The sequence below is a fragment of the Enterobacter sp. PGRG2 genome (assembly GCF_030291195.1).
Taxonomy (GTDB): Bacteria; Pseudomonadota; Gammaproteobacteria; order Enterobacterales; family Enterobacteriaceae; genus Enterobacter_D.
This window is the reverse complement of sequence record NZ_CP127837.1, coordinates 2,268,639-2,292,951: the sequence shown is the minus strand read 5'-3', so window position 1 is coordinate 2,292,951 and position 24,313 is coordinate 2,268,639. Positions and strand designations below refer to the sequence as shown.

Annotated in this window: 20 protein-coding genes and 1 other annotated feature; of the genes, 10 read left to right on the top strand and 10 right to left on the bottom strand. The window is 57.3% G+C overall.

Annotation, left to right across the window (positions count from 1 at the left end; all coding sequences use genetic code 11):
- The first annotated feature begins 5 nt into the window (after positions 1–5).
- The 4 genes from QRD42_RS09950 to QRD42_RS09935 all read left to right on the top strand — a co-directional run bounded on the left by QRD42_RS09950 (position 6) and on the right by QRD42_RS09935 (position 3,326).
- Positions 6–773 carry an SDR family oxidoreductase gene (locus QRD42_RS09950; protein WP_318363273.1) on the top strand — a complete coding sequence of 256 codons (768 nt, stop codon included), beginning with the start codon at positions 6–8 and terminating at the stop codon, positions 771–773.
- Positions 774–831: 58 nt separating this feature from the next.
- Entirely contained in the window at positions 832–1,686 is an 855-nt protein-coding gene (locus QRD42_RS09945) for a thioredoxin family protein (RefSeq protein WP_321987002.1), read from the top strand.
- 273 nt (positions 1,687–1,959) lie between these two features.
- Positions 1,960–2,874 (top strand): SPFH domain-containing protein, encoded by a 915-nt coding sequence (locus tag QRD42_RS09940; protein WP_072567605.1) that lies wholly within the window; start codon positions 1,960–1,962, stop codon positions 2,872–2,874.
- A gap of 2 nt (positions 2,875–2,876) precedes the next feature.
- The gene (locus QRD42_RS09935) at positions 2,877–3,326 is read left to right on the top strand and encodes an NfeD family protein (protein WP_321987000.1); all 450 of its coding nucleotides are present in this window, start codon (positions 2,877–2,879) and stop codon (positions 3,324–3,326) included.
- A gap of 24 nt (positions 3,327–3,350) precedes the next feature.
- On the opposite strand, the gene QRD42_RS09930 is transcribed toward QRD42_RS09935, so the two are convergent.
- Entirely contained in the window at positions 3,351–4,736 is a 1,386-nt protein-coding gene (locus tag QRD42_RS09930; protein WP_321986999.1) for a sulfatase, read from the bottom strand.
- A gap of 193 nt (positions 4,737–4,929) precedes the next feature.
- Between QRD42_RS09930 and QRD42_RS09925 the strand changes: the two genes are divergently transcribed.
- The gene (locus QRD42_RS09925) at positions 4,930–6,354 is read left to right on the top strand and encodes a PTS transporter subunit EIIC (RefSeq protein ID WP_321986998.1); all 1,425 of its coding nucleotides are present in this window, start codon (positions 4,930–4,932) and stop codon (positions 6,352–6,354) included.
- Here QRD42_RS09925 and cueR read toward each other — a convergent pair whose 3' ends face one another.
- Positions 6,355–6,765 (bottom strand): Cu(I)-responsive transcriptional regulator, encoded by a 411-nt coding sequence (cueR, locus tag QRD42_RS09920; RefSeq protein ID WP_072567601.1) that lies wholly within the window; start codon positions 6,763–6,765, stop codon positions 6,355–6,357.
- 95 nt (positions 6,766–6,860) lie between these two features.
- Between cueR and copA the strand changes: the two genes are divergently transcribed.
- The 3 genes from copA (at position 6,861) to ybaK (ending at position 10,934) form a co-directional block, all read left to right on the top strand.
- Entirely contained in the window at positions 6,861–9,362 is a 2,502-nt protein-coding gene (gene copA / locus QRD42_RS09915) for a copper-exporting P-type ATPase CopA (protein ID WP_321986997.1), read from the top strand.
- 98 nt (positions 9,363–9,460) lie between these two features.
- Entirely contained in the window at positions 9,461–10,270 is an 810-nt protein-coding gene (locus tag QRD42_RS09910) for a TraB/GumN family protein (RefSeq protein WP_321986996.1), read from the top strand.
- A gap of 184 nt (positions 10,271–10,454) precedes the next feature.
- Positions 10,455–10,934 (top strand): Cys-tRNA(Pro)/Cys-tRNA(Cys) deacylase YbaK, encoded by a 480-nt coding sequence (gene ybaK / locus QRD42_RS09905; protein WP_321986995.1) that lies wholly within the window; start codon positions 10,455–10,457, stop codon positions 10,932–10,934.
- Positions 10,935–10,980: 46 nt separating this feature from the next.
- Here the strand turns inward: ybaK and ushA are convergent, their stop codons facing one another.
- A complete protein-coding gene (ushA, locus tag QRD42_RS09900; protein WP_321986994.1) occupies positions 10,981–12,633 on the bottom strand; it encodes a bifunctional UDP-sugar hydrolase/5'-nucleotidase UshA in 1,653 nt (550 codons plus the stop codon).
- Between the two features lie 179 nt (positions 12,634–12,812).
- On the opposite strand from ushA, the gene QRD42_RS09895 reads away from it, so the two are divergent.
- Positions 12,813–14,030, top strand: coding sequence for an MFS transporter (locus QRD42_RS09895; RefSeq protein WP_072567596.1), 1,218 nt, complete (start codon positions 12,813–12,815; stop codon positions 14,028–14,030).
- A 232-nt stretch (positions 14,031–14,262) separates the two neighbouring features.
- Positions 14,263–15,939, top strand: a complete 1,677-nt coding sequence (ybaL, locus tag QRD42_RS09890; RefSeq protein WP_072567595.1) for a YbaL family putative K(+) efflux transporter — start codon at positions 14,263–14,265, stop codon at positions 15,937–15,939.
- A 52-nt stretch (positions 15,940–15,991) separates the two neighbouring features.
- Here ybaL and QRD42_RS09885 read toward each other — a convergent pair whose 3' ends face one another.
- The 7 genes from QRD42_RS09885 to dnaX form a co-directional block, all read right to left on the bottom strand.
- Positions 15,992–17,296, bottom strand: coding sequence for an inosine/guanosine kinase (locus QRD42_RS09885; protein WP_321986992.1), 1,305 nt, complete (start codon positions 17,294–17,296; stop codon positions 15,992–15,994).
- Between the two features lie 60 nt (positions 17,297–17,356).
- Positions 17,357–18,319, bottom strand: coding sequence for a ferrochelatase (gene hemH / locus QRD42_RS09880; protein ID WP_318374647.1), 963 nt, complete (start codon positions 18,317–18,319; stop codon positions 17,357–17,359).
- Between the two features lie 120 nt (positions 18,320–18,439).
- Entirely contained in the window at positions 18,440–19,084 is a 645-nt protein-coding gene (gene adk / locus QRD42_RS09875) for an adenylate kinase (protein WP_072567592.1), read from the bottom strand.
- A gap of 233 nt (positions 19,085–19,317) precedes the next feature.
- On the bottom strand, positions 19,318–21,192 hold the full coding sequence (gene htpG / locus QRD42_RS09870; protein ID WP_321986991.1) for a molecular chaperone HtpG: 1,875 nt from the start codon (positions 21,190–21,192) through the stop codon (positions 19,318–19,320).
- A 111-nt stretch (positions 21,193–21,303) separates the two neighbouring features.
- Complete coding sequence (gene recR / locus QRD42_RS09865) at positions 21,304–21,909, bottom strand: recombination mediator RecR (protein ID WP_072567590.1); 606 nt, start codon at positions 21,907–21,909, stop codon at positions 21,304–21,306.
- The gene (locus QRD42_RS09860; protein ID WP_072567589.1) at positions 21,909–22,238 is read right to left on the bottom strand and encodes a YbaB/EbfC family nucleoid-associated protein; all 330 of its coding nucleotides are present in this window, start codon (positions 22,236–22,238) and stop codon (positions 21,909–21,911) included. Before QRD42_RS09860 ends, recR begins: the two co-directional genes overlap by 1 nt.
- Before the next feature lie 81 nt (positions 22,239–22,319).
- The gene (gene dnaX / locus QRD42_RS09855; RefSeq protein ID WP_321986990.1) at positions 22,320–24,254 is read right to left on the bottom strand and encodes a DNA polymerase III subunit gamma/tau; all 1,935 of its coding nucleotides are present in this window, start codon (positions 24,252–24,254) and stop codon (positions 22,320–22,322) included.
- Positions 22,923–22,987, bottom strand: a sequence feature (DnaX frameshifting element). Its footprint overlaps the gene before it by 65 nt.
- Positions 24,255–24,313 lie beyond the last annotated feature (59 nt).

Below are 24,313 nucleotides of genomic sequence, written 5' to 3'. Positions count from 1 at the left end.
AAGTTATGCAAAAATCGGTCTTAATTACAGGATGTTCCAGCGGAATTGGTCTGGAAACGGCAGTGGAGATGAAGCGTCAGGGATTTCATATCCTTGCCGCCTGCCGCAAACCCGATGACGTATCGCGGATGAATGCGATGGGTTTTACCGGCATTTTGCTGGATCTGGACTCGCCGGAAAGCGTGGAGCGCGCCGCCGATGAGGTGATTGCGCGCACCGACAATCGTCTGTACGGCCTCTTTAATAATGCGGGTTACGGGGTCTATGGCGCGCTTAATACCGTATCCCGCGAGCAGATGGAGCAGCAGTTTTCCGCCAACTTTTTTGGCGCGCACCAGCTCACCATGCGCCTGCTGCCCGCGATGATCCCCCACGGCGAGGGCCGTATCGTGATGACATCGTCGGTGATGGGGCTGATCTCCACGCCCGGCCGCGGCGCCTATGCCGCCAGTAAATATGCGCTGGAAGCCTGGTCGGATGCGCTGCGTATGGAGCTGCGGCACACGGGCATTAAGGTGAGCCTGATTGAACCTGGTCCCATCCGCACCCGCTTTACGAAAAACGTCAATCAGACCAGCGACAAGCCGGTGGAAAATCCGGGTATCGCCGCACGTTTTACCCTCGGCCCGGAGGCAGTGGTCGCCAAAGTGCGCCATGCTTTTGAGAGTAAGCGGCCAAAAGTACGTTATCCGGTGACGCTGGTCACCCATGCGGTAAGGGTATTAAAACGCCTGTTACCGGATCGTCTGATGGATAAAATTTTACGCGGCTGAGTTGAAGGCTCCACGCCTGACCCCATGTAAAGATAAACGCGAAAACAGAGAAAACGTTATGTCCGTACAAAATATTGTCAATGTTACCGAAGCGAACCTACAGCAAACGCTGGAGCAGTCTGTCGCCACGCCGGTGTTATTCTATTTCTGGTCCGAGCGTAGCCAGCATTGTCAGCAACTGACGCCGGTGCTGGAGTCGCTGGCGGCGCAGTATAACGGGCAGTTCCTGCTGGCGAAGGTCGATTGCGACGCCGAGCAGATGGTGGCCTCGCAGTTTGGTCTGCGCGCCATCCCGACCGTTTACCTGTTCCAGAACGGCCAGCCGGTGGATGGTTTCCAGGGGCCGCAGCCGGAAGAAGCCATCCGCGCGCTGCTGGAAAAAGTGCTGCCGCGTGAAGAAGAGCTGAAAGCGCAGCAGGCGATGCAGCTGATCCAGGAAGGCAACTATGCCGACGCCCTGCCGCTGTTAAAAGAGGCCTGGCAGCTTTCAAATCAGGCGAGCGAAATTGGTCTGCTGCTGGCGGAAACGCAGATCTCCCTTAACCGCTCCGAGGATGCGGAAGCGGTGCTGAAAACCATTCCGATGCAGGATCAGGATACCCGCTATCAGGGGCTGGTGGCGCAGATCGATCTGCTGAAACAGGCGGCGGATACGCCGGAGATCCAGCTGCTGCAACAGCAGGTGGAAATCGATCCGGCAAACGCAACGCTCGCCACGCAGCTGGCGCTGCAACTGCATCAGGTGGGCCGCAATGAAGAAGCGCTGGAGTTACTTTTCAGCCATCTGAGCAAGGATCTGAATGCCGCCGACGGCCAGGCGCGCAAGATGTTGCAGGAAATCCTGGCTGCGCTTGGCACGGGTGATGCGCTGGCGTCGAAATATCGCCGTAAGTTGTATTCTTTGCTGTACTGACGTGGGTTTCGCCGGGCGGCGCAAGCTTGCCCGGCCTACGGAGTGCTGTGGTATTGTGCCAGCCTGCGGGTTACCACTTAGTCTGAAAAGTCATATTCCGTACTTGCCGTGCGGTCTTATCCTGTTGCATAAAGCGTCCGCATCTTTTGATTTCATTCCCGCCCTTTTTCACCCTCAGGATTAACAGGGGTGCCTGGTGACGATAAAAGTTATACTTACCCGTAATGAAATGGATCTAATTCAATACCCACGGATTTAATAACAGGAGGTTTTATGCTTATCGTTATCCCAATTCTTATCTTTGTTGCTCTGGTGGTGGTCGGCGCGGGGGTGAAAATCGTGCCGCAGGGTTATCAGTGGACCGTCGAGCGCTTCGGGCGTTACACCCACACCCTGCAACCGGGGCTGAGCCTGGTGGTACCTTTTATGGACCGCATTGGCCGCAAAATCAATATGATGGAGCAGGTGCTCGACATCCCGTCCCAGGAAGTCATTTCCAAAGATAACGCCAACGTATCCATTGATGCGGTGTGCTTTATCCAGGTGATCGACGCGCCGAAAGCCGCCTATGAGGTGAGCAATCTGGAGCTGGCGATCATCAACCTGACGATGACCAACATCCGTACTGTGCTGGGCTCCATGGAGCTGGACGAAATGCTGTCGCAGCGCGATAACATTAACACCCGCCTGTTGCATATTGTCGATGAAGCGACGAATCCGTGGGGTATTAAGATCACCCGTATTGAGATCCGCGATGTGCGCCCGCCGGCTGAACTGATTGACGCCATGAACGCGCAGATGAAAGCGGAACGTACCAAGCGCGCCTATATTCTGGAAGCCGAAGGTATTCGCCAGGCAGAGATTGTGAAAGCCGAAGGTGAGAAGCAGTCGAAGATCCTGAAAGCGGAAGGCGAGCGTCAGTCTGCCTTCCTGCAGGCTGAAGCGCGCGAGCGTTCGGCGGAAGCGGAAGCCGAGGCGACCAAGATGGTGTCTCAGGCGATTGCCGCCGGTGATATTCAGGCGGTGAACTACTTTGTGGCGCAAAAATATACCGAAGCGCTGCAACACATTGGCTCGTCTAATAACAGCAAAGTGATCATGATGCCGCTGGACGCCAGCAGCCTGATGGGATCCATCGCCGGGATTTCAGAACTGCTCAGCGACAGCGCCACTGCGCGGAAGAAATAGCCATGGACATCCTGCTCGCGCATCCGCACATTTTCTGGTTAAGCCTCGGCGGGATCCTGCTGGCGGCTGAAATGCTCGGCGGCAACGGTTATCTGCTGTGGAGCGGCGTGGCCGCGGTGGTGACCGGCCTTGTAGTCTGGCTGCTGCCCTTTGGCTGGGAGTGGCAGGGGGTGATGTTTTCCCTGCTGACCATGCTGGCCGCCTGGCTGTGGTGGCGCTGGCTGGCGCGGCGGGTGAAAGAACAAAAACCTGCCGATGCCGCGCTGAATCAGCGGGGCGTTCAGCTGGTGGGCCGTCACTTTACGCTGGAAACGGGGCTGGTGAATGGCCGCGGACACATGCGGGTGGGCGACAGCTCCTGGCCGGTGAGCGCCGATGAGGATCTGCCTGCCGGGACGCCGGTGGTGGTGATMGCCGTTGAGGGGATCACCCTGCGGGTACGCGCCCGCTGATCCCTTCCCCCGATGGCCGCACCTTTACCCGGAGCGGTCATCGCCCTCCGGGCTTTTCATCTGCTTCTGCCACTTTTCCCGTCCCGGATACGCCCGACCAGCAGCGATCTCCTGCGCCCAGCGCCGTGACTCCACGCCCTTCACCGGACCGCTAAGCAGCGGATCGTCGGTTTCTCGCATCCAGTTTGCCACGCGCTCACGCAGCCGGGCGGCGATGGCCTGATAGTCAGGATGAGCGATAAGATTATTTTTCTCCAGCGGATCCAGATGCAGATCGTACAGCTCCTCCGGCTCGTTTGGCACGTACAGCCGCTCCCGCACCGCAAGCCCAGACAGACTCAGATGCGCATCTACGGGAATATAGACCAGCGGTCCGTCGGCAAAATTTTTGACGTAGCTGTAGCGGGCGGTACGCACGCCGCGCATAGGGTGGTATTTGTCGTGCCAGGTCAGCTCGGTAAAGAACGACTCCCGCCCTTCGTCGCACGGGCTGTGCAAAAGCGAAGCAAAACTTTTACCGTCAAGCCCGTGGGGACATTCTGCGCCAATAAGTTCAAGCAAGGTGGGCATCAGATCGATATTGCACAACAGCGCCTGCCGACGGCCGGTGACAGCCGCTTTGCCCGGCAGCACGATAATCAGCGCCGTCTCCAGCCCCGCCGTTTTTAGGGTGCCTTTCGCCAGCGGAAAGGCGACGCCATGATCGGTGGTGAACACCACTATGGTGTTATCGCCCAGTCCCGTTGCATCCAGCGCCGCGCAAATGCGCCCCACAGCGCTGTCCAGCATCTTTAACGCGCCGTTAAACAGGGCGATATCCTGGCGAACGGCATCAACATCCGGCAGAAAATCGAATACCTCCACCTCGTCAGGCCGATCCGCAACCGGCTGATATTCATCGAAATCGCGGTGGGTTTCAAAAAAACCGGCGTTAAGATAAAACGGGCGATCGTCATGCTGATGGCGGAGGAGAAAATCGATCACCGAATCGGCAACCTGTGACGCGCGCTCGCCGGGCACCGGGTTATAGTCATCGTAGCCAAGCGCGGTAGTGGAGGAAAATACCCGTTCGGCGACCGGCGGCGCGTTATTAATGGTTTCATGACTGAGCCCGATGAGCGCCGTGTAATAGCCGTTTTTTTGTAATTCTTTTGGTAAGGTCGTCACACCCTCTGAAATACAAAAACCGAGATGCGCAAGCCCGATAAGGCCATTATTATGCGGGTATAAACCGGTTAATAACGCGCCCCTGCTGGGGCTGCATTGCGGGGCAGGACAATAACAATTGTCAAATTGCAGGCCGCGCTGCGCCAGCGCATTAATATGCGGCGTGGCGACCCGATAACCGTAGTTCTGAAATTTACGTCCGCTGTCATGGGAAATCATCAGCAAAATATTGGGCTGCATCATCGGAATTCCATTTGCGAAGAATATCGCCTCCATCGTGGCACTGCGCGCGGTTTCTGTCCAGAAAAACTACGGTGAACAGCACGGATAACTTATAAACAATATATTCATAAAATCAATAAATTAAGTGTATTGACAGTATAAAAAAGCGCGTGTAATTATCCGGGGCGGCACCCGACACTTCAGGACGAAAATCATGAAAGGAACGCTGGAGGATAACGCCAGTTCGCTGCTTACACTTATTGGCGGGAGTAATAATATCATTTCCATGGGACATTGCCTGACGCGATTACGGCTGGTACTGCATGATGAGAAGCGTATTAATATTCAGGAACTGGAAAGCAATGATTTAGTTAAAGGTTGTTTTAACGCTAACGGGCAATTTCAGATTATTATCGGCCCCGGTCTGGTGGATAAGGTTTACGAGGAAATTTCCCGGCAGCGCGGAAATACGCCAGTTCCTTCCCAAAAACCACCCGAGAAACGCGGTAACCTGTTACAGCAACTGATAAAGAATCTTGCCGATATATTTATTCCGGTCCTGCCAGCGATTGTCGCCTCCGGGCTATTACTGGGACTGAATAATATTCTGGTTAATCCGGGGCTGTTTTTTGACGATCCGCTGATAAAACATTATCCCTCCTGGCAGGGCGTTTCCGGCATTATTAATCTTATCGCCAACACCTCTTTTCTGTTTTTACCTGCGCTGATTGGCTGGTCGGCGGTGAAAAAATTCGGCGGTAATCCGGTGCTGGGGATTGTGCTTGGCCTGCTGCTCATCCACCCGGATTTAATGAGCGCCCAGCAGTTCTCAAAAACGCCGGATCAGGTGCAGTACTGGTCCATTATGGGCCTGGAACTGAAAAAAGTAGCCTATCAGGGGCAGGTGATCACCGTACTGCTTTGCGCCTGGTTACTGGCGCGTACTGAGCGTTTACTGGCGCGCGTGGTTCCGGATATGGTACAGGTGATTATCGTCGCGCCCGTGACCCTGTTGGTCACCGGCTTTGCGGCATTTTTAGTGATTGGTCCGCTGACCATGCTGCTGGGAAACGGCATGACCGGCAGCATTTTGTGGTTGTTTGACGTCGCGCCTGGGCTGGCGGGCGGGGTTTTCGCCGCTATCCTGTCGCCGCTGGTGGTAACAGGGATGCATCATCTGTTTTTAGGGGTGAATCTGCAAATGATCGGCACCCTGGGGTACACCACCCTGTGGCCGATTCAGGTGATGGCGAGCCTGGCCCAGGGAATGGGCGCGATGACGATTTTCTTTCTGGTACGCAATAAAAAGATGCAGGGCGTGGCCGCAATCGCTGCGGTATCGGCCTGGCTTGGCGTCACGGAACCGGCGATTTTTGGCGTTAATCTGCGCTATCGTTTTCCCTTTATGGCGGCGATGTTCGGCGCAGGCATCGCGGGCAGCATCGTCGCCAGCTATCAGGTGAAAGCACCGTCGATTGGCATTTCCGGGCTGCCGGGTTTTCTGTCGGTGTTTACGGAACACTGGACGATCTACTTTGTTGCCATGGGCACGTCGCTACTGTGCACCGGCCTGTTTACTTTGCTGTTATCGCGTACCCGCTGGTTTCGCCAGGCGCTTTCGCCGGGGGAAGCAGGCTGATTATGCCTGCGCCTTGCGATGGCAGCAGCCCGAGAGATTATCAATAATCGGGCAGTCGGCGCTGTCATCGCCCGGACAGGAGGCCGCCAGCGTCAGCAACTGTTCGCGCATCGATTGCAGCTCAACAATGTGGCGCTCAATCTCCGCCACTTTTTGCAGCGTGCGCGCTTTCACATCAGCGCTGTGACGCGCCGGATCGTTAAACAGCCCCACCAGCTCGCCGCACTCCTCAAGATTAAATCCTACCTGCCGCGCCTGACGCAGCAGCGTCAGTTCATCGAGATGTTTTTGCGTGTAGTGCCGGTAACCGTTGTCACTGCGCAACGGCGGCGTCACCAGCCCTTTTTCCTCATAAAAACGGATCGCTTTGCTGGTTAACCCGGTTTTTTTCGCCACATCGCTGATATTCATCTTTCCCCCTTGACCTTCCCCTTGATGGAAGGTTTAACCTTTATAACTGTAATCAATGTGTGTATTGGTTCAACCGAAATTACAGGAGTTTAATTATGTCGCAAACCATCGCTTTAGCGCTTGATGGCCTCACCTGTGGCCACTGCGTGAAACGTGTTAAAGAAAGTCTGGAGCAGCGCCCTGACGTTGAACAGGCGGAAGTGACGCTGACCCATGCCGACGTGACCGGCAGCGCCAGCGCGGCGGAGCTCATCGATACCATTAAACAAGCCGGATACGACGCGAGCCCCGAATACCCAAAGGCTAAACCGCTGGCAGAGTCATCACTCCCGTCGGAAGCACTGACAGCGGCGCAACCTGAGCTTCCGGCAGCGGATGACCTGCAAGACAGCCAGCAGTTGCTGTTAAGCGGCATGAGCTGCGCCAGCTGTGTCTCCCGCGTGCAAAAAGCCTTACAGGCGGTACCGGGCGTCAGCCAGGCACGGGTCAATCTGGCGGAGCGCTCTGCGCTGGTAATGGGCAGCGCCTCCGCCGCTGAATTAGTGAGCGCGGTGGAAAATGCCGGCTACGGCGCGGAGATCATCGAAGATGATGTGAAGCGCCGCGAGCGCCAGCAGGAAACCGCCCTTGCGACCTTAAAACGTTTCCGCTGGCAGGCCATTGTCGCGCTGCTGGTCGGTATTCCGGTGATGCTGTGGGGCATGACGGGTGACAATATGATGGTCACCGATGCCAACCGCACCCTGTGGCTGGTGATTGGCGCGATCACTCTCGCCGTGATGGTGTTCGCGGGCGGGCATTTTTACCGCAGCGCCTGGAAAAGCCTGCTGAACCGCACCGCCACCATGGATACCCTTGTCGCGCTGGGGACGGGCGTGGCCTGGATCTATTCCATCAGCGTCAACCTCTGGCCGCATGCCTTCCCGATGGAAGCCCGCCACCTCTACTATGAAGCCAGCGCGATGATCATCGGCCTGATTAACCTCGGGCATATGCTGGAAGCACGGGCGCGGGCGCGCTCGTCAAAAGCGCTGGAACGTCTGCTCGACTTAACGCCGCCCTCGGCGCGCGTGGTCACCGACGCGGGTGAGAAAACCCTTCCGCTGGCGGAGGTGCAGCCGGGCATGATCCTGCGCCTGACCACCGGCGATCGCGTGCCGGTCGACGGCGAGATCGTCCAGGGCGAGGCCTGGCTGGATGAGGCGATGCTTACCGGCGAACCGGTGCCACTGCAAAAAAGCCAGGGTGATGCGGTTCACGCCGGGACAGTAATGACCGATGGCAGCGTGCTGTTCAAAGCCAGCGCCGTCGGCAGCCACACCACCCTGTCGCGCATTATCCGCATGGTGCGCCAGGCGCAGAGCAGCAAGCCGGAAATCGGTCAGCTGGCGGATAAAATCTCGGCCATTTTTGTGCCGGTGGTGGTGGCCATTGCGTTGTTCAGCGGCGCGATCTGGTATTTCTTCGGCCCCGCGCCGCAAATCGTTTATACCCTGGTGATCGTCACCACGGTGCTGATCATCGCCTGTCCGTGCGCGCTGGGGCTGGCCACGCCGATGTCGATTATCTCCGGGGTCGGGCGCGCTGCTGAATATGGCGTGCTGGTGCGCGATGCCGATGCGCTGCAACGCGGCAGCCAGGTGGATACGCTGGTCTTTGATAAAACCGGCACGCTGACGGAAGGCAAACCGCAGGTGGTCGCCGTCACCCTGACCGGCGCTTATGAAGAACGCGAGGTGCTGCGGCTGGCGGCGGCGCTGGAGCAGGGATCCGGCCATCCGCTGGCCCGCGCAATCGTCGAAAAAGCCGCTGACGACGCGCTGCCGGAGGTGCGGGATTTCCGTACCCTCGGCGGGCTGGGGGTCAGCGGCACGGTGGATAATCACGCGCTGTTGCTGGGCAACCAGGCGCTGCTTACTCAACAGCACGTTGATACCCGCGCGCTTGACGAGGCGATTGCCGCCCGGGCGGCGCAGGGCGCGACGCCGGTGCTGCTGGCGGTGGACGGCATCGCCGTGGCGCTGCTGGCGATCCGCGATCCGCTGCGTTCCGACAGCGTGAGCGCGCTGGCGCGTCTGCATCAGGCCGGCTACCGGCTGGTGATGCTCACCGGCGATAACCCGATCACCGCGAAAGCCATTGCGCAGGAAGCCGGGATCGACGAGGTGATCGCCGGGGTGCTGCCGGACGGTAAAGCCGATGCGATTAAGAAATTGCAGCAGGAAGGCCGTCAGGTGGCGATGATCGGCGACGGCATCAATGATGCCCCGGCGCTGGCGCAGGCGGAAGTGGGGATCGCCATGGGCGGCGGCAGCGATGTCGCCATCGAAACGGCGGCCATCACCCTGATGCGTCACAGCCTGACGGGCGTGGCGGATGCGCTGGATATTTCGAAAGCGACGCTGCGCAATATGAAGCAGAACCTGCTGGGGGCCTTTATCTATAACTCGCTGGGTATTCCCATTGCCGCAGGGGTGCTGTGGCCGCTGACCGGCTCGCTGTTAAGCCCGGTAGTGGCGGGCGCGGCGATGGCGCTGTCGTCCATCACCGTGGTGAGCAACGCCAACCGCCTGTTGCGCTACAAACCTAAAGCCTGATCCGCACCGGCGGCCTTCCTGCGGGAGGGTCGCCGTCAGCCGATTTGCACCCACCTTCCCCGCGCGCTAGCATGGTTCTTTCTTTTGCGGGAGCCTGTATGAGCCTGTTTAGCCGGTTAAAAGTTTGGTTTGACGCACTGCGGGCCCCCCGTTATCCGTGGCCCGCGATAGATTTGACGCTGCCCGGCGGGCGTCATCTTCATCTGGTCGGCAGTATTCATATGGGTACGCGCGACATGGCCCCCCTGCCCGCTGGCTTGCTGAAAAAGCTTCAGCAGGCGACGGCGCTGATTGTCGAGGCCGATGTCTCCGGCCAGGCCTCGCCCTTCAACGATCTTCCGCCGCGCGCGCCGCTGGCGGAACGGCTGACGGACGCGGAACAGCGCGATCTTGAAACGCTGCTACAGACCTTATCCCTTGCCCCTGACATCTTTGACGACCAGCCCGCGTGGAAAATCGCGCTGGTGTTGCAGGCTACCCAGGCGCAGCGGCTGGGCCTGCGTCCGGATTTCGGCATTGATTATCAGCTGTTGCAGGCGGCAAAACAGGCGGCGCTTCCGGTGATGGAGCTGGAAGGGACGCAGAATCAAATCGATCTGCTGAGCCAGTTGCCCGACGACGGCAAAGCCCTGCTGCTGGATACGCTGGAGCACTGGCACACCAATGCCCGGCTGTTGCAGGTGATGATTGGCTGGTGGATGAATAAACCGCCCACGGAACGGGACATCGCCCTGCCGTCGACCTTCAGCGAGCCGCTGTATGAGATCCTGATGCATCAGCGTAATCAGGCGTGGTGTGAGCATTTACTGGCGTTGCCGCCGGGGCATTATGTGGTAGCCGCGGGCGCGCTGCATCTGTACGGAGAGGGGAACTTGCCGACGCTGTTGCGGCAAAAAAATGGCCAATAATCATATTGGCCCGTCAAAGAGGAATTTCATCATTATTGTAGTTCTGGCGTTAACGCCAGTGCGCGCTAATTGTCGCTCAAAGTTAGCGCAACTGCCAACACTATTGCGCAAGATGGTACTATTTTTGCGCCCCTTACCCGGCGTATGCTGGCTGTGTGATACCTCAGTGGTAAGAAGGATTTTTATGACACCCGCCGTTAAATTACTGGAAAAAAACAAGGTTACTTTTCAGCTTCACGCTTACGATCACGATCCCAGCGAAACGAATTTTGGCGATGAAGTGGTGCGTAAGCTCGGCCTGAATGCCGATCAGGTTTATAAAACGCTTTTGGTGGCGATAAACGGCGACATGAAGCAGTTAGCCGTCGCCGTCACGCCGGTGGCCGGACAGCTGGATCTGAAGAAAGTGGCGAAGGCGCTGGGCGCGAAGAAAGTGGATATGGCCGATCCGATGGTGGCGCAGCGCACCACGGGATACCTGGTTGGCGGCATCAGTCCGTTAGGGCAGAAAAAGCGTCTGCCGACGCTGATCGACGCCCCGGCGCAGCAGTTTGCCACCATTTATGTGTCGGGCGGCAAACGCGGGCTGGATATTGAGCTGGCGGCGGCGGATCTGGCGAAGATCCTTGATGCGAAATTCGCCGATATTGCCCGCCGCGAGTAAGTCCCTCACCCCGGCCCTCTCCCCAGGGAGAGGACAAGAGAAAGGGTTACTGCCAGACCACCTCGCCTTTCGGCTCAAAGGTCGCGGCATCCAGCGGTGAATTCTGCTGGATAAACTGCTTGAGCACTTCCGCGTCAATAAAGCCGGTATTTACATAGCCCGGCTTTTCATCAATGCGCGGGTAGCCATCGCCGCCGGTGGCGTTAAAGCTCAGCGTCGCCATGCGGTAGGTTTTGGCGTCATCCACCGGTTCGCCCTTGATTTTGAGATCGTTAAGCTGGCCGTTCGCAGAAGTGAAGCTGACGTTAGCAAACTGCGGATAAGCGCCGGAACCTGGTTTCATTTTCGCCACGGCGCTCAGGTACTCTTTCACCTCTTTGCCGCTCATGTCGACATAGACCACGATGTTGCCAAAGGGCTGCACTTTCAGCACGTCTTTGTAGGTGATGTCTCCGGCCTCAATGGAATCCCGAATACCGCCGCCGCTCATCACCGCGAAATCGGCAGTGGTGCGCGCCATTTGCGCCGCAAGGATCAGATGCGCCAGGTTGGTCTGCACAAAACGCACTTTGCTGCGATCGCCTTCCAGGTGCGCGTTCACGTTACCAATTTTCACATCCAGCTGGGCTTTGCCTTTGTTCTGGAACGGCGTCAGCAGGGAGAGCATCTGGGCGTTTTCCGGGATTTCCGGCGTGTAGAGCACGCGTTCACTGTCGCCGTTATCATAGGTCACTTTTTTCTTCAGGTTGACCGGGATCAGCTGGTAACGCACCATTTTCATCTCGCCGTTGCGGAATTCAAAATCAGCCCGTCCGACGTATTTTCCCCACTCATGGGCCTGTACGATCCAGATACCGTTCTGGCGATCCGGCGCGCAGGGCGTCCCTGGCACGTAATCCACCTGTTTTTTGTTTTCCGACGCCATGCATACCGGGTTTTGCGAGTGACCGCCGACAATCATCGTCAGCGCGCCCGCCGGCAGGCTGCGTGCCATTTCCACATCCCCAGCCGCATTGGAGCCGTGCTCGCCATTATCGTAATGGCCCATATGCGTGGTGGCGATCAGGATGTCCGGCTTCTCGTTGGCATTCAGCTCCTGAATGACCAGCTTCGCTTCTTCCGCCGGCTTGCGGAATTCAATGTCGGTGAAATACTCGGGATTGCCGATTTTTGCCGTGTCATCGGTGGTCAGGCCGATTACGGCAATTTTTAAGTCCTGGCGTTTGAAAATCGCCCAGGGCTTGAACAGTCGTTCGTTGGTGCTTTTCTGATAAATATTGGCGGAGAGGAACGGGAATTTCGCCCACTTTTCCTGCTGGCGCAGCACGCTGAGCGGGTTATCAAACTCGTGGTTGCCGACGGCCATCGCGTCATAACCAATCAGATTCATGCCGCGAAAATCGGGTTCGGCGTCCTGCAGATCGGATTCCGGCACGCCGGTATTGATGTCGCCGCCGGAGAGCAGCAGCACGCTACCGCCCTCTGCCGCCACCTCTTTGCGAATACCGTCCACCAGCGTTTTTTGCGCCGCCAGACCATATTCACGGTAATCGTTACGCCAGAAATGGCCGTGATGATCGTTGGTATGCAGAATGGTGATTTTATAGGTTTTATCTTTTTCGTAGGCCTGAGCCGGTAAAGTCGTCAACCCCAGTGCCGCCAGCATTGCCAGCGCGATGCCCTGCTTTACAAATTTCATGCTTCTCTCCCTGATCCTTAACAGACGCAAAAAGTAGCGTGCCCGGCAATATTAGACAAATAAGTTTTCAGAATTGCGACTTCCTTCAAACCTTTCGGGCAGGTATGTTAGGCAGATAATTATTAGTCATCTTTATGATAAACACCTGCCCCTTCCACCATTAAAAAGAAGTGAATTTTATGGCAATAAGTGAACCCGCCCCGGCCTTGTCGGGATCGCCTGCGTCGCCGCAGGCGCGCACCTCGTTTGGTATTCTGGGGGCGATCAGCGTCTCTCATCTGCTTAACGATATGCTGCAATCGCTGATCCTCGCGATTTATCCGCTGTTACAGTCTGAGTTTTCCCTCACTTTCGTGCAGATCGGTCTGATCACCCTGACCTTCCAGATGGCCTCGTCGCTGCTGCAACCGGTGGTCGGCGCTTATACCGATAAACACCCGATGCCGTGGTCGTTGCCGATTGGCATGTGCTTTACGCTGAGCGGACTGGTGCTGCTGGCGCTGGCGGGCAGTTTCGGCATGGTGTTGCTGGCGGCCGCGCTGGTGGGCACAGGATCGTCAGTGTTCCACCCGGAGTCATCCCGCGTGGCACGCATGGCCTCCGGTGGACGTCATGGCCTGGCGCAGTCCCTGTTTCAGGTGGGCGGCAACTTCGGCAGTTCACTCGGCCCTTTGCTGGCGGCGTTAGTGATCGCCCCTTACGGCAAAGGCAACGTTGCCTGGTTCGTGCTGGCTGCGCTGCTGGCGATCGTGGTGCTGGCGCAGGTCAGCCGCTGGTATGCGGCGCAGCATCGCGTCAATAAAGGCAAACCGGCGGTGAAAGTAATCAATCCGCTACCGCGCAATAAGGTGATCCTCGCCGTTTCCATCCTGCTGATGCTGATTTTTTCGAAATATTTCTATATGGCGAGCATCAGCAGCTATTACACCTTTTATTTGATGGAAAAATTTGGTTTATCGGTGCAAAACGCCCAGTATCATCTGTTTGCGTTTCTGTTTGCTGTGGCCGCTGGCACCATGATTGGCGGCCCTCTCGGGGATAAGATTGGCCGTAAATATGTGATTTGGGGCTCGATCCTCGGCGTTGCGCCCTTTACCCTTGTTTTACCCTATGCATCTCTGTACTGGACTGGCATTTTAACGGTGATCATTGGCTTTATTCTCGCCTCGGCGTTTTCCGCCATCCTGGTCTATGCCCAGGAGCTGCTTCCGGGGCGGATTGGCATGGTTTCCGGTCTGTTCTTCGGCTTTGCTTTTGGCATGGGAGGCCTTGGCGCCGCTGTGCTGGGGCTGGTTGCCGACCATACCAGTATCTTTTTGGTTTATAAAATCTGTGCTTTCCTGCCATTACTGGGGATCTTAACGATATTCCTGCCCGATAACCGGCAGAAAGCGTAATTTACGGGCGACCAAACCGTGTGGGTGGTCGCCCGATCCTCCCGCCCCATCAGCCCGCCAGCCCCTCTCCTTTCAGATCCTGGCTGATGCCCGATTTTTTAGCACAGGTTGCTCTTTTCTTCAGAATTCAACAATTATTCATCAACATAATGGTTAAAATTGTCATAAACTGTAATTCGGGCTTTTGGTTTTCGACCAAAAATGGATACACACCTTCACGAAAGGAGATGGGATGCATCACGCCACACCGCTTATCACCACCATTGTCGGCGGCCTTGTGCTCGCTTTTATCCTCGGCATGCTTGCCAACAAATTACGCATTTCGCCACTGGTGGGCTATTTGCTGGCGGGTGTGTTAGCCGGACCCTTTACCCCGGGCTTCGTTGCCGATACCAAACTGGCGCCTGAACTGGCCGAGCTGGGCGTGATCCTGCTGATGTTTGGCGTGGGGCTGCATTTTTCGCTGAAGGATCTGATGGCGGTAAAGTCCATCGCCATACCCGGCGCTATCGCACAGATTGCGGTGGCAACCCTGCTGGGCATGGCGCTCTCGTCCCTGATGGGCTGGTCACTGATGACCGGTATCGTGTTTGGTTTATGTCTTTCCACCGCCAGTACGGTGGTGCTGCTGCGCGCCCTTGAGGAGCGGCAGCTTATCGACAGTCAGCGCGGGCAAATCGCCATTGGCTGGCTGATCGTTGAAGATTTAGTGATGGTGCTGACGCTGGTGCTGCTGCCTGCGGTGGCGGGCATGATGGAAAAAGGCAATGTCGGCCTCGCCACCCTGGCGCTGGATATGAGTATCACCATCGGTAAGGTGGTGGCCTTTATCGCCATCATGATGCTGGTGGGCCGCCGTCTGGTGCCGTGGATCCTCGCACGCAGCGCGGCGACCGGATCGCGGGAACTCTTTACGCTTTCGGTGCTGGCGCTGGCGCTCGGCATTGCTTTTGGCGCGGTGGAGCTGTTCGACGTTTCCTTTGCCCTCGGCGCGTTCTTCGCCGGTATGGTGCTGAACGAATCCGAACTGAGCCACAGGGCGGCGCACGATACCCTGCCGCTGCGCGACGCCTTCGCGGTACTGTTTTTTGTGTCGGTGGGCATGCTGTTCGATCCGCTGATCCTCATCGATGAACCGCTGGCCGTTCTCGGCACGCTGGCAATTATTATCTTCGGTAAATCCGTGGCCGCCTTCTTCCTGGTGCGCCTGTTCGGTCACTCGCCCCGCACGGCGCTGACCATTGCCGCCAGCCTCGCGCAGATCGGTGAGTTTGCCTTTATTCTCGCCGGGCTGGGGATGGCGCTGGATTTACTGCCGCAGACCGGGCAGAACCTGGTGCTGGCCGGGGCGATCCTGTCGATTATGCTGAACCCGATCCTTTTCGCCATCCTTGAAAAATACCTCGATAAAACCGAAACCCTGGAAGAGCAGACGCTGGAAGAAGCCATCGAAGAAGAGAAGCAGATCCCGGTGGACATTTGTAATCATGCGCTGCTGGTGGGCTTTGGCCGCGTCGGCAGCCTGCTGGGTGAAAAGCTGATGGCGCAGGGTATTCCGCTGGTGGTGATCGAAACCTCCCGCTCCCGCGTCGATGAGCTGCGCGAGCGGGGTATCCGCGCGGTGCTCGGCAACGCCGCCAACGAAGAGATCATGAATCTGGCGCATCTCGACTGCGCCCGCTGGCTGCTGCTGACGATCCCGAACGGCTATGAAGCCGGGGAAATCGTGGCCTCGGCGCGGGAGAAGTGCCCGAATATTGAGATTATCGCCCGCGCGCATTATGACGATGAGGTGGATTACATCACCGAACGCGGTGCTAATCAGGTGGTGATGGGCGAGCGTGAAATTGCCCGCACCATGCTGGAACTGCTGGAAACGCCGCCTGCGGGCGAAGTGGTGACGGGATAAAGTGAGGTTGCCGGACAGGACTTAATATCCTGTCCGGCCTGTAATCACGAAATCAGCGCTCCCAGTAGGCTTCTTCGAGGCTGTCTTCGCGCTCCGGCAGACCGCGGGTCAGACGTGGCGAATGCTGGTTCAGCACCTGATAGCTCACACGGTTGGCGTATTTGCACATCTGCGCCAGCGATGAGTAGCTGAGCCAGGTGTAGTTATGCTTACTGGAGTTCGGCACGTTAGTGCGATGGAAGTTATTGGCGGTGATATCGTGCAGCAGCGCCGCCAGCGCGCCATCCCCTGCGCCATTGGTGTTCATGATTTTCTCCGGGCCGCCCATGTAAGGCGCGATGTGGGAGAAAATGCGCAGCGGCTGCTGGCAGTCCTGATGACGCATGGCGCGGCTGAACTCATACTGGTTGAATTCCGGGATAGCGCCCGGCAACAGCGGGTGCTGAGTTTTGCGTTTCGCCTGCTCTTCCGTGAAGCCTGCCATATATAAACCGACCGGTCCGGCTGTGCACAGCACCAGATCCACCCAGTCCAGCGCGCTGTTACAGGCCAGCAGCGGATCGCTCTCGCCGGTCAGCGCTTCCGCTTCCTCTTCGTTCATGGCGAGGATCGAGACATTCTCTTTCAGGAAATCACGCCACCACTGCGGGTTATCGGCGATAACGTATTTGGTGCCCAGCGTCAGTACCACCGGCACGTTATGCTTTTTGGCGTACTCGACGGCTTTCATGGTCGCGTCGCGCATCGGCTCGTCCGGTTTGCAGCGCACCAGGTAGGAAGTCAGCACCAGCGCCGAGGCACCGGCTATCACCGCTTCCGGAATGCTTTCCGGGCGCAGCTGGTTCATCGCGCCAGGGCTGATTGCAAAGGTTCGCTCGCCGGAGTCGCTCACCAGCGTAAAGCAGCGCCCTATCGGGCCATCAACGCCCTGAAGGTAGTTCAGATCGGTACGGCTGGAGGTGTTGCACAGGTAGCGGTAAGCGTAGCCGCCAATCTCGACGTTGCTGCACATTACGCCCAACAGCACCGAGCGGTCATCCGCCAGCACCGAATAGTTGTGCATGGTGTTGCCGATGGTGCCGCCGGCAAACTGGTGCGTGATGAGGTTGTCGCGCATCAGTTCCTGATACAACGCTTCCGCTACTTCATCGCTGATCACCAGCGAATGTCCGGCGCTCAGACCATAACGTTCAACAAACGCGTCATCCACTTTCGCTTCGATATCCACAAGCGTCTGATCGATACCCACCACCCAGGAAGTACTGGCGTCGCTGACCGGCTGAAGTTGTTGTAACAGCGGATCGCGGGCGTTAACAGGAAAGTAGTGTTTGGATTTGCGTTTGCCGGGAAATTTCATAGTCAGTAATAGTGAAGAATTGGGCCGCAAATGGTAGCACACTCGCGGCCCGCTTCGCGATCAGCGATAAGGGGCCGTCAGGCTGACCATCATCTCAATATGATCGGTTGAATCATTAAGCGCCGGAATATATTCATATTTTTCGCCGCCCGCTTCGAGGAAGAATTCGCGGTTCTGCACGGCGATTTCCTCCAGCGTTTCCAGGCAGTCAGCGGCAAATCCCGGGCACAGCACCTGGATGTGCTTAACGCCCTTTTCACCGAGCATTTTCAGCGTCTCGTCGGTGTACGGCGTCAGCCACGGCTCGCGGCCAAAGCGCGACTGGAAGGTCATCATCACTTTTTCCGGCGGCAGGCCAAGGGCGGAAACCACTTCACGGGTGGTGTCGCGGCAGCGCTGCGGATAATCATCCCCTTCGTCAGCATAGCGCTGCGGGATCCCGTGATAGGAGAGCAGCAGCAGATCCGGCTCGCCATGAACGGCAAAGGAGGCGCGAATGCTGTTTACCAGCGCGTCTATATAGGCTGAATTGTCGGCGTAATCGCGAATAAAAGAGACGCCGGAAATACGGCGTTTTTTTGCCAGAATACGCGCCAGCTCATCCCAGACGGCAGCCACGGTGGAGCAGGAATATTGCGGATAGAGCGGCAGCACCACCAGATGTTCCACCCCCTGCGACAGCAGTTCGTCCACGGCACTTTCCAGCGATGGCGAGCCGTAGCTCATACCGAGCGCCACCGGCATTTCCGGCAGACGGGCGGCCAGCGCCTGTTGCTGACGACGGCTGTAGACCATCAGCGGCGAGCCTTCTTCCATCCACACGGACTGATAAAGTTTGGCGACGCGCGGTGAACGGATCGGCAGGATCACGCCGCGCAACAGCGGCCACCACAGCAGACGTGGGGTATCGACCACCCGCCGGTCGCTTAAAAACTGCCGTAAATAGCGTTTAACGGCCTGGGGTGTGGGTGCATCCGGGGTGCCCAGATTCGCCAGCAGTATGCCGGTTTTCGCCTGACTCATTCGCGCCTCTTATCCTTTTAAACGGGCGATAATTGTAGCTGAATTGCAGGTAAACGAAACCAATTGTAGCGAAAGGGAAAACAGAAGGGAGTTCCCCGGTGAGATCACCGGGGATAAGCATTAGCCGAGGATGTTGGCCAGCTCTGCGCGAACGTCGCTCACCGCTTTGGTGCCGTCGACTTTCACATATTTGGTGTTGCCGGCTTCGGCTTCTTTCTGGTAGTAGCCGATCAGCGGCGCGGTCAGCTGATGGTATTCCACCAGACGTTTACGCACGGTTTCTTCCTGATCGTCTTTACGGGTGGTCAGCTCTTCGCCGGTAACATCGTCTTTGCCTTCCACTTTCGGTGGATTGAATTTGATGTGGTAAACACGGCCAGAGGCCGCATGAACGCGACGGCCAACGATACGGTCAACGATCAGTTCGTCCGGTACGTCGAATTCCAGGACGTAATCCACGTTGATACCGGCTTCTTTCATGGCGTCAGCCTGCGGAATGGTACGCGGGAAGCCGTCTAACAGAAAACCGTTGCGGCAATCTTCCTGAGAGATACGTTCTTTCACCAGCGCGATAACCAGCTCATCGGTAACCAGTTTACCGGCGTCCATGATGTCTTTTGCCTGTTTGCCCAGCTCGCTGCCGGATTTAACCGCGGCACGCAGCATGTCACCTGTGGAAATTTGCGGAATGCCATATTTCTCCATGATGAACTGTGCCTGAGTTCCTTTCCCCGCGCCTGGAGCGCCAAGCAGAATGATACGCATTGCGAAAATCCCCTCAAAGGTTATCAAAATTTTTTAAAAAAGCGCTAAAAGATACCATTATCACGCCTTCGCCTCAAGAAAGGCGCCCGACGCTGAAACGGTTAATGGGGAATTATAAGAAAAGCGGTAATTCTGGCGAAAAAATGCCGGATGGCGCTGACGCTTATCCGGCATACAGGTTGATCGTCCAGACAGGATAAGCGCAGGGGCTTATCCGGCAGGAAATGACGCTATCAGGAAACCAGCAGCTGGTTCATACGGCGGATAAACTGGTTCGGATCTTCCAGCGTGCCGCGCTCGGCAAGCAGCGCCTGATCCATCAACAGTTCAACCCACTCTTTAAACTGCGCGTCGTCCTGGGTATCGGCGGCGCGTTTTACCAGCGCGTGATCCGGATTCAGTTCAAAGATGTACTTCACGTCCGGAACGGCCTGGCCCGCAGCGGCAAAGAGTTTCGCCATCTGGGTGCTCATTTCGTCGTTATCGGTGGTGACGATGGCTGGCGTGTCGGTCAGACGGTGCGTCAGGCGCACTTCTTTGACGCGCTCGCCCAGCAGGGTTTTCACGCGCTCAACGAAAGGCTCCAGCGCTTTTTCCGCTTCTTTCGCGCTTTCGTCCACTTCGTCGTTCAGCTTGTCGAGTGACTCATCGGCTTTGGCGACAGACTGGAACGGCTTGCCGTCGAACTCGGTCAGGTAGCTCATCATCCACTCATCGATGCGGTCAGAGAGCAGCAGCACTTCGATGCCCTTCTTACGCAGCAGCTCCAGGTGCGGGCTGCTCTTCGCGGCCGCATAGCTGTCAGCGGTGATGTAGTAGATCTTCTCCTGGCCTTCTTTCATGCGCGACACGTAATCGGTGAGCGATACCGTCTGCTCTGAAGAATCAGTGTGCGTGGAGGCAAAGCGCAGCAGTTTAGCGATGGTTTCCTGGTTGGCAGGATCTTCCGCCGGGCCTTCTTTCAGCACCAGACCGAACTGCTTCCAGAAAGTGAGGTATTTTTCAGCATCGTCTTTCGCCAGTTTTTCCAGCATTTGCAGAACGCGTTTGCTCAGCGCGCTGCGCAGGTTGCGGGTGACGTTGCTGTCCTGCAGGATCTCACGGGACACGTTCAGCGGCAGATCGTTGGAGTCGATCAGGCCACGCACGAAGCGCAGGTAGTTCGGCATGAACTGTTCGGCGTCGTCCATAATGAACACGCGCTGCACGTAGAGTTTCAGACCGTGCTTGTGATCGCGGTTCCACATGTCAAAAGGCGCGCGGGACGGAATATACAGCAGGCTGGTGTATTCCTGTTTGCCCTCAACGCGGTTGTGGCTCCAGGTCAGCGGATCGGTAAAGTCGTGGGCGATGTGCTTGTAGAATTCGTTGTACTCGTCGTCTTTGATTTCCGACTTGTTACGGGTCCACAGGGCCTGGGCTTTGTTGATTTTTTCCCAGCTGACGATGGTTTCGCCGTCTTTCTCTTCCTGTTTCTCGATTTCTACCGGCAACGCAATGTGATCGGAGTATTTGCTGATGATAGAGCGCACGCGCCAGTCGTTGAGGAAGTCGTCTTCCCCTTCACGCAGGTGCAGGGTGATCTCGGTACCGCGATCCTCTTTGGTGATATCGGCAACGGTGTAGTCGCCCTCACCGGCAGATTCCCAGAACACGCCGTTTTCCGCGCTGTCGCCTGCCGCACGGGTGCGCATGGTGACTTTATCGGCCACGATAAACGCCGAGTAGAAGCCGACGCCGAACTGACCGATCAGTTGGCTGTCTTTCGCCTGGTCAGAGCCCATGGCTTCGAGGAAAGATTTGGTGCCGGATTTGGCGATCGTACCCAGATGGTCGATGACCTCGTCACGGTTCATACCAATACCGTTGTCGGCAATGGTCAATGTACGCTTCTCTTTATCGAAGGAGACGCGTACGCGCAACTCACCGTCGCCTTCATAAAGATCGGGATTCGACAACGCGCGAAAGCGCAGTTTATCTGCCGCATCCGAGGCGTTAGAGATAAGCTCACGCAGGAAGATTTCTTTGTTGGAATACAGCGAGTGGATCATCAGATGCAGAAGCTGTTTGACCTCTGACTGGAAACCGCGTGTTTCTTGTCCTTTCATCGAAAAAATACCTCAACAATGCCATTTGGTGTTGAGGGGGAAATGGGGATATGCGGGAAGAATTTCAAGCGGGGGCAAAGAAATGCCCCCGATTTTTTTTACTGATTTTTACTAAAGGTGGATCTTGTGACGCCCGGCCAGCGAGTGCGACAGCGTAGTGCCGTCGACCATCTCCAGCTCGCCGCCCACCGGCACGCCGTGGGCGATACGGCTGGCATCGACGCCATACTGCGCGCACAGCTCCGCAATATAGTTGGCGGTCGCCTCCCCTTCCACCGTCGGATTGGTGGCGAGGATCACCTCTTTCATCTGTTCAGACGACAGCCGCTGCTCAAGCTTATCAAGGCCAATGTCGTTCGGCCCGATGCCATCGAGCGGCGACAGATGCCCCATCAGCACAAAGTAACGGCCGGAAAACTGTCCGGTCTGCTCAATGGCGTAGATGTCAGCAGGACTTTCCACCACGCAGATTTGACCGTTTTCCTGGCGACGCGGATTTGCGCAGATATTGCACACTTCCTGTTCGGTGAAGGTGCGGCACTGTGCGCAATGACCGATTTCAGACATTGCGCGCGTCAGGGCCTGTGCCAGTCGCATACCGCCGCTGCGATCGCGCTGGAGCAGCGAAAACGCCATACGCTGCGCGGACTTCGGGCCAACGCCCGGCAGACTGCGCAGTGCTTCCATCAGCTGATTTAACAGCGGGCTGGCTTGCATCAGAACGGCATCTTAAAGCCTGGCGGCAACTGCATGCCGGAGGACACGCCCGCCATTTTTTCTTTCTGGGTTTCTTCAATACGACGCGCCGCATCGTTGAAGGCTGCTGCCACCAGATCTTCCAGCATGTCTTTATCGTCTTCGAGCAGGCTCGGATCGATTTCCACGCGACGGCAATTATGCGCGCCGTTGATGGTCACTTTAACGAGGCCCGCGCCGGATTCGCCGGTCACTTCCAGCTTCGCGATCTCTTCCTGCATCTGCTGCATTTTTTCTTGCATCTGCTGGGCCTGTTTCATCAGGTTACCCAGACCACCTTTACCAAACATAGGCTTCTCTCTCAGGCTAGGGGTGATTTACCGGTCAGGTAAGTCACATTCAGGGTTGGCGACAGTCAGCACCGCTGGCTGTCAAATGGGGCGAATACTTTCGTCATCCAGCTCCGCGTCAAAAAAGCGCCGCAGCGTCTGGATATTATTATCCGCGACAATCGACTCGCGCGCCTGCGCGAGTTTTTCTTCATAAATCGTCTGCCGCCATTCCAGCGGCGTGCGTACCGACGGATTATCATCTTCAATGATAGTCAGTTCAACTGCTTCGCCGCATAAGGTCGACAGCGCTTCCGTCAGCACCTTAGCCGCGCCCGCCGAATTCAGATGGCGCTGGGTCGGACGCAGATGAAGGCAAATGCGGTTGCCGTCCTGCTCTTTCCAGGCGTTGAGCGCCACCTGCTCCACCAGTTTCGGCAGATTAAGCTGGCTGACCTGCGCCGCCCAGGGATCGCGGGCAATGGCTTCTTCCGCCAGCTTTTTCGCCAGCTCCGGCGTTCTTTCATGCTCCAGCGCTTTTTTCAGCGCTTTCGGCGTGGCGACTTCTTCTTTTACCGCTTCGGTGACCGTGGTCGTTTTCCAGCGATAGGCTTCTTTTTTAGCAGGCGGAGCCTCCTGGGTCGATGAGGCGGGACGCGACTGCACGCGTTCGCTCATGGTCGCCAGGCGCTCCAGCGCAGCGTTATTCACCGGCCGCGCGCGGGTTGCCGCTGCCGGTTCACTCTTTTTTGCTTTGGTCGCTCCCTGGGCACGAAGCTGATTACGCGCCGCCAGCACCTGACTGGTGGTATCCGGTAATGGCGCGTCATGGCTTATTGCCTGTGGGGCGACGGCGTGTTGTTGCGGGGCGACCTGCGTCGGGTTCAATACGGCCGTGGGGGCCACCGGCGCGAAAGACTGTTGTGGAGCCTGCGGCTCCGGCAGCGGCTGGCGCGGGTGGAAGGCCAGCGCGCGCAGCAGCGTCATTTCGACGCCCATACGGCGATCCGGCGCGTACGGCAATTCTTTGCGGCCAATCAGCATCGCCTGGTAGTAGAGCTGTACGTCAGTCGGCGGCACAGTGCGGGCCAGCTCACGCATACGGTGCTCAATGGCGGCCATATCGCTGCTGAGTGCGGCGGGGGACAGTTGCACCATGGCGATGCGGTGTAAGAGCGTTTGCATCTCCACCAGCAGGGCTTCCCACTCCACGCCACGGGCGGCGGCGTCGTTGATCAGCGCCATGACGCGTTCGCCGTTGGCTTCCACCACCGCTTCAATCAGCGACAGCGCCTGATCGTCGTCGAGCGTGCCGAGCATCTGGCTGACGGCCTGGGTGGTCAGCTGACCGTCGCCGCTGGCAATCGCCTGATCGGTTAAGCTCAGGGCATCGCGCAGGCTGCCGTCGGCGGCGCGCGCCAGCAGTTGCAGGGCGCGCGGCTCGTGCGTAATTTTTTCTTCGTCGAGAATGTGCTCAAGCTGCTGGCGGATCTGATCGACGTCCAGCGCTTTGAGATGGAATTGCAGGCAGCGCGATAAGATCGTCACCGGCAGTTTTTGCGGATCGGTGGTCGCCAGCAGGAATTTGACGTGCGCAGGCGGCTCTTCCAGCGTTTTCAGTAACGCATTGAAGCTGTGGCGCGACAGCATGTGCACTTCATCGATCAGATAGACTTTGAAGCGGCCACGGGCTGGCGCGTACTGCACGTTATCCAGCAGATCGCGGGTATCTTCAACTTTGGTGCGGGAAGCGGCATCGATCTCAATCAGATCGACAAAGCGCCCCTGCTCGATTTCACGGCAGTTATCGCAGACGCCGCAGGGCGTGGCGGTGATCCCGGTTTCGCAGTTCAGTCCCTTCGCCAGCAGACGGGCAATGGACGTTTTACCGACGCCGCGGGTGCCGGAAAAGAGATACGCATGATGAATGCGTCCCAGGGATAAGCCGTTCGCCAGGGCGGTCAGCACATGTTCCTGGCCGACAACGTTAGCAAAAGTTTGTGGTCGCCACTTACGGGCTAAGACCTGATAGCTCATTGGCAGGCTCTGCAACGCTGAAAGGTGATTTACGAGGGGTTATGCTAACACAGCAACAG

Coding starts and splice junctions, on each gene's coding strand:
- QRD42_RS09950 (WP_318363273.1), top strand. CDS start 6: ATGCAAAAATCGGTCTTAATTACAGGATGTTCCAGCGGAATTGGTCTG.
- QRD42_RS09945 (WP_321987002.1), top strand. CDS start 832: ATGTCCGTACAAAATATTGTCAATGTTACCGAAGCGAACCTACAGCAA.
- QRD42_RS09940 (WP_072567605.1), top strand. CDS start 1,960: ATGCTTATCGTTATCCCAATTCTTATCTTTGTTGCTCTGGTGGTGGTC.
- QRD42_RS09930 (WP_321986999.1), bottom strand. CDS start 4,736: ATGATGCAGCCCAATATTTTGCTGATGATTTCCCATGACAGCGGACGT.
- QRD42_RS09925 (WP_321986998.1), top strand. CDS start 4,930: ATGAAAGGAACGCTGGAGGATAACGCCAGTTCGCTGCTTACACTTATT.
- cueR (WP_072567601.1), bottom strand. CDS start 6,765: ATGAATATCAGCGATGTGGCGAAAAAAACCGGGTTAACCAGCAAAGCG.
- copA (WP_321986997.1), top strand. CDS start 6,861: ATGTCGCAAACCATCGCTTTAGCGCTTGATGGCCTCACCTGTGGCCAC.
- QRD42_RS09910 (WP_321986996.1), top strand. CDS start 9,461: ATGAGCCTGTTTAGCCGGTTAAAAGTTTGGTTTGACGCACTGCGGGCC.
- ybaK (WP_321986995.1), top strand. CDS start 10,455: ATGACACCCGCCGTTAAATTACTGGAAAAAAACAAGGTTACTTTTCAG.
- ushA (WP_321986994.1), bottom strand. CDS start 12,633: ATGAAATTTGTAAAGCAGGGCATCGCGCTGGCAATGCTGGCGGCACTG.
- QRD42_RS09895 (WP_072567596.1), top strand. CDS start 12,813: ATGGCAATAAGTGAACCCGCCCCGGCCTTGTCGGGATCGCCTGCGTCG.
- ybaL (WP_072567595.1), top strand. CDS start 14,263: ATGCATCACGCCACACCGCTTATCACCACCATTGTCGGCGGCCTTGTG.
- QRD42_RS09885 (WP_321986992.1), bottom strand. CDS start 17,296: ATGAAATTTCCCGGCAAACGCAAATCCAAACACTACTTTCCTGTTAAC.
- hemH (WP_318374647.1), bottom strand. CDS start 18,319: ATGAGTCAGGCGAAAACCGGCATACTGCTGGCGAATCTGGGCACCCCG.
- adk (WP_072567592.1), bottom strand. CDS start 19,084: ATGCGTATCATTCTGCTTGGCGCTCCAGGCGCGGGGAAAGGAACTCAG.
- htpG (WP_321986991.1), bottom strand. CDS start 21,192: ATGAAAGGACAAGAAACACGCGGTTTCCAGTCAGAGGTCAAACAGCTT.
- recR (WP_072567590.1), bottom strand. CDS start 21,909: ATGCAAGCCAGCCCGCTGTTAAATCAGCTGATGGAAGCACTGCGCAGT.
- QRD42_RS09860 (WP_072567589.1), bottom strand. CDS start 22,238: ATGTTTGGTAAAGGTGGTCTGGGTAACCTGATGAAACAGGCCCAGCAG.
- dnaX (WP_321986990.1), bottom strand. CDS start 24,254: ATGAGCTATCAGGTCTTAGCCCGTAAGTGGCGACCACAAACTTTTGCT.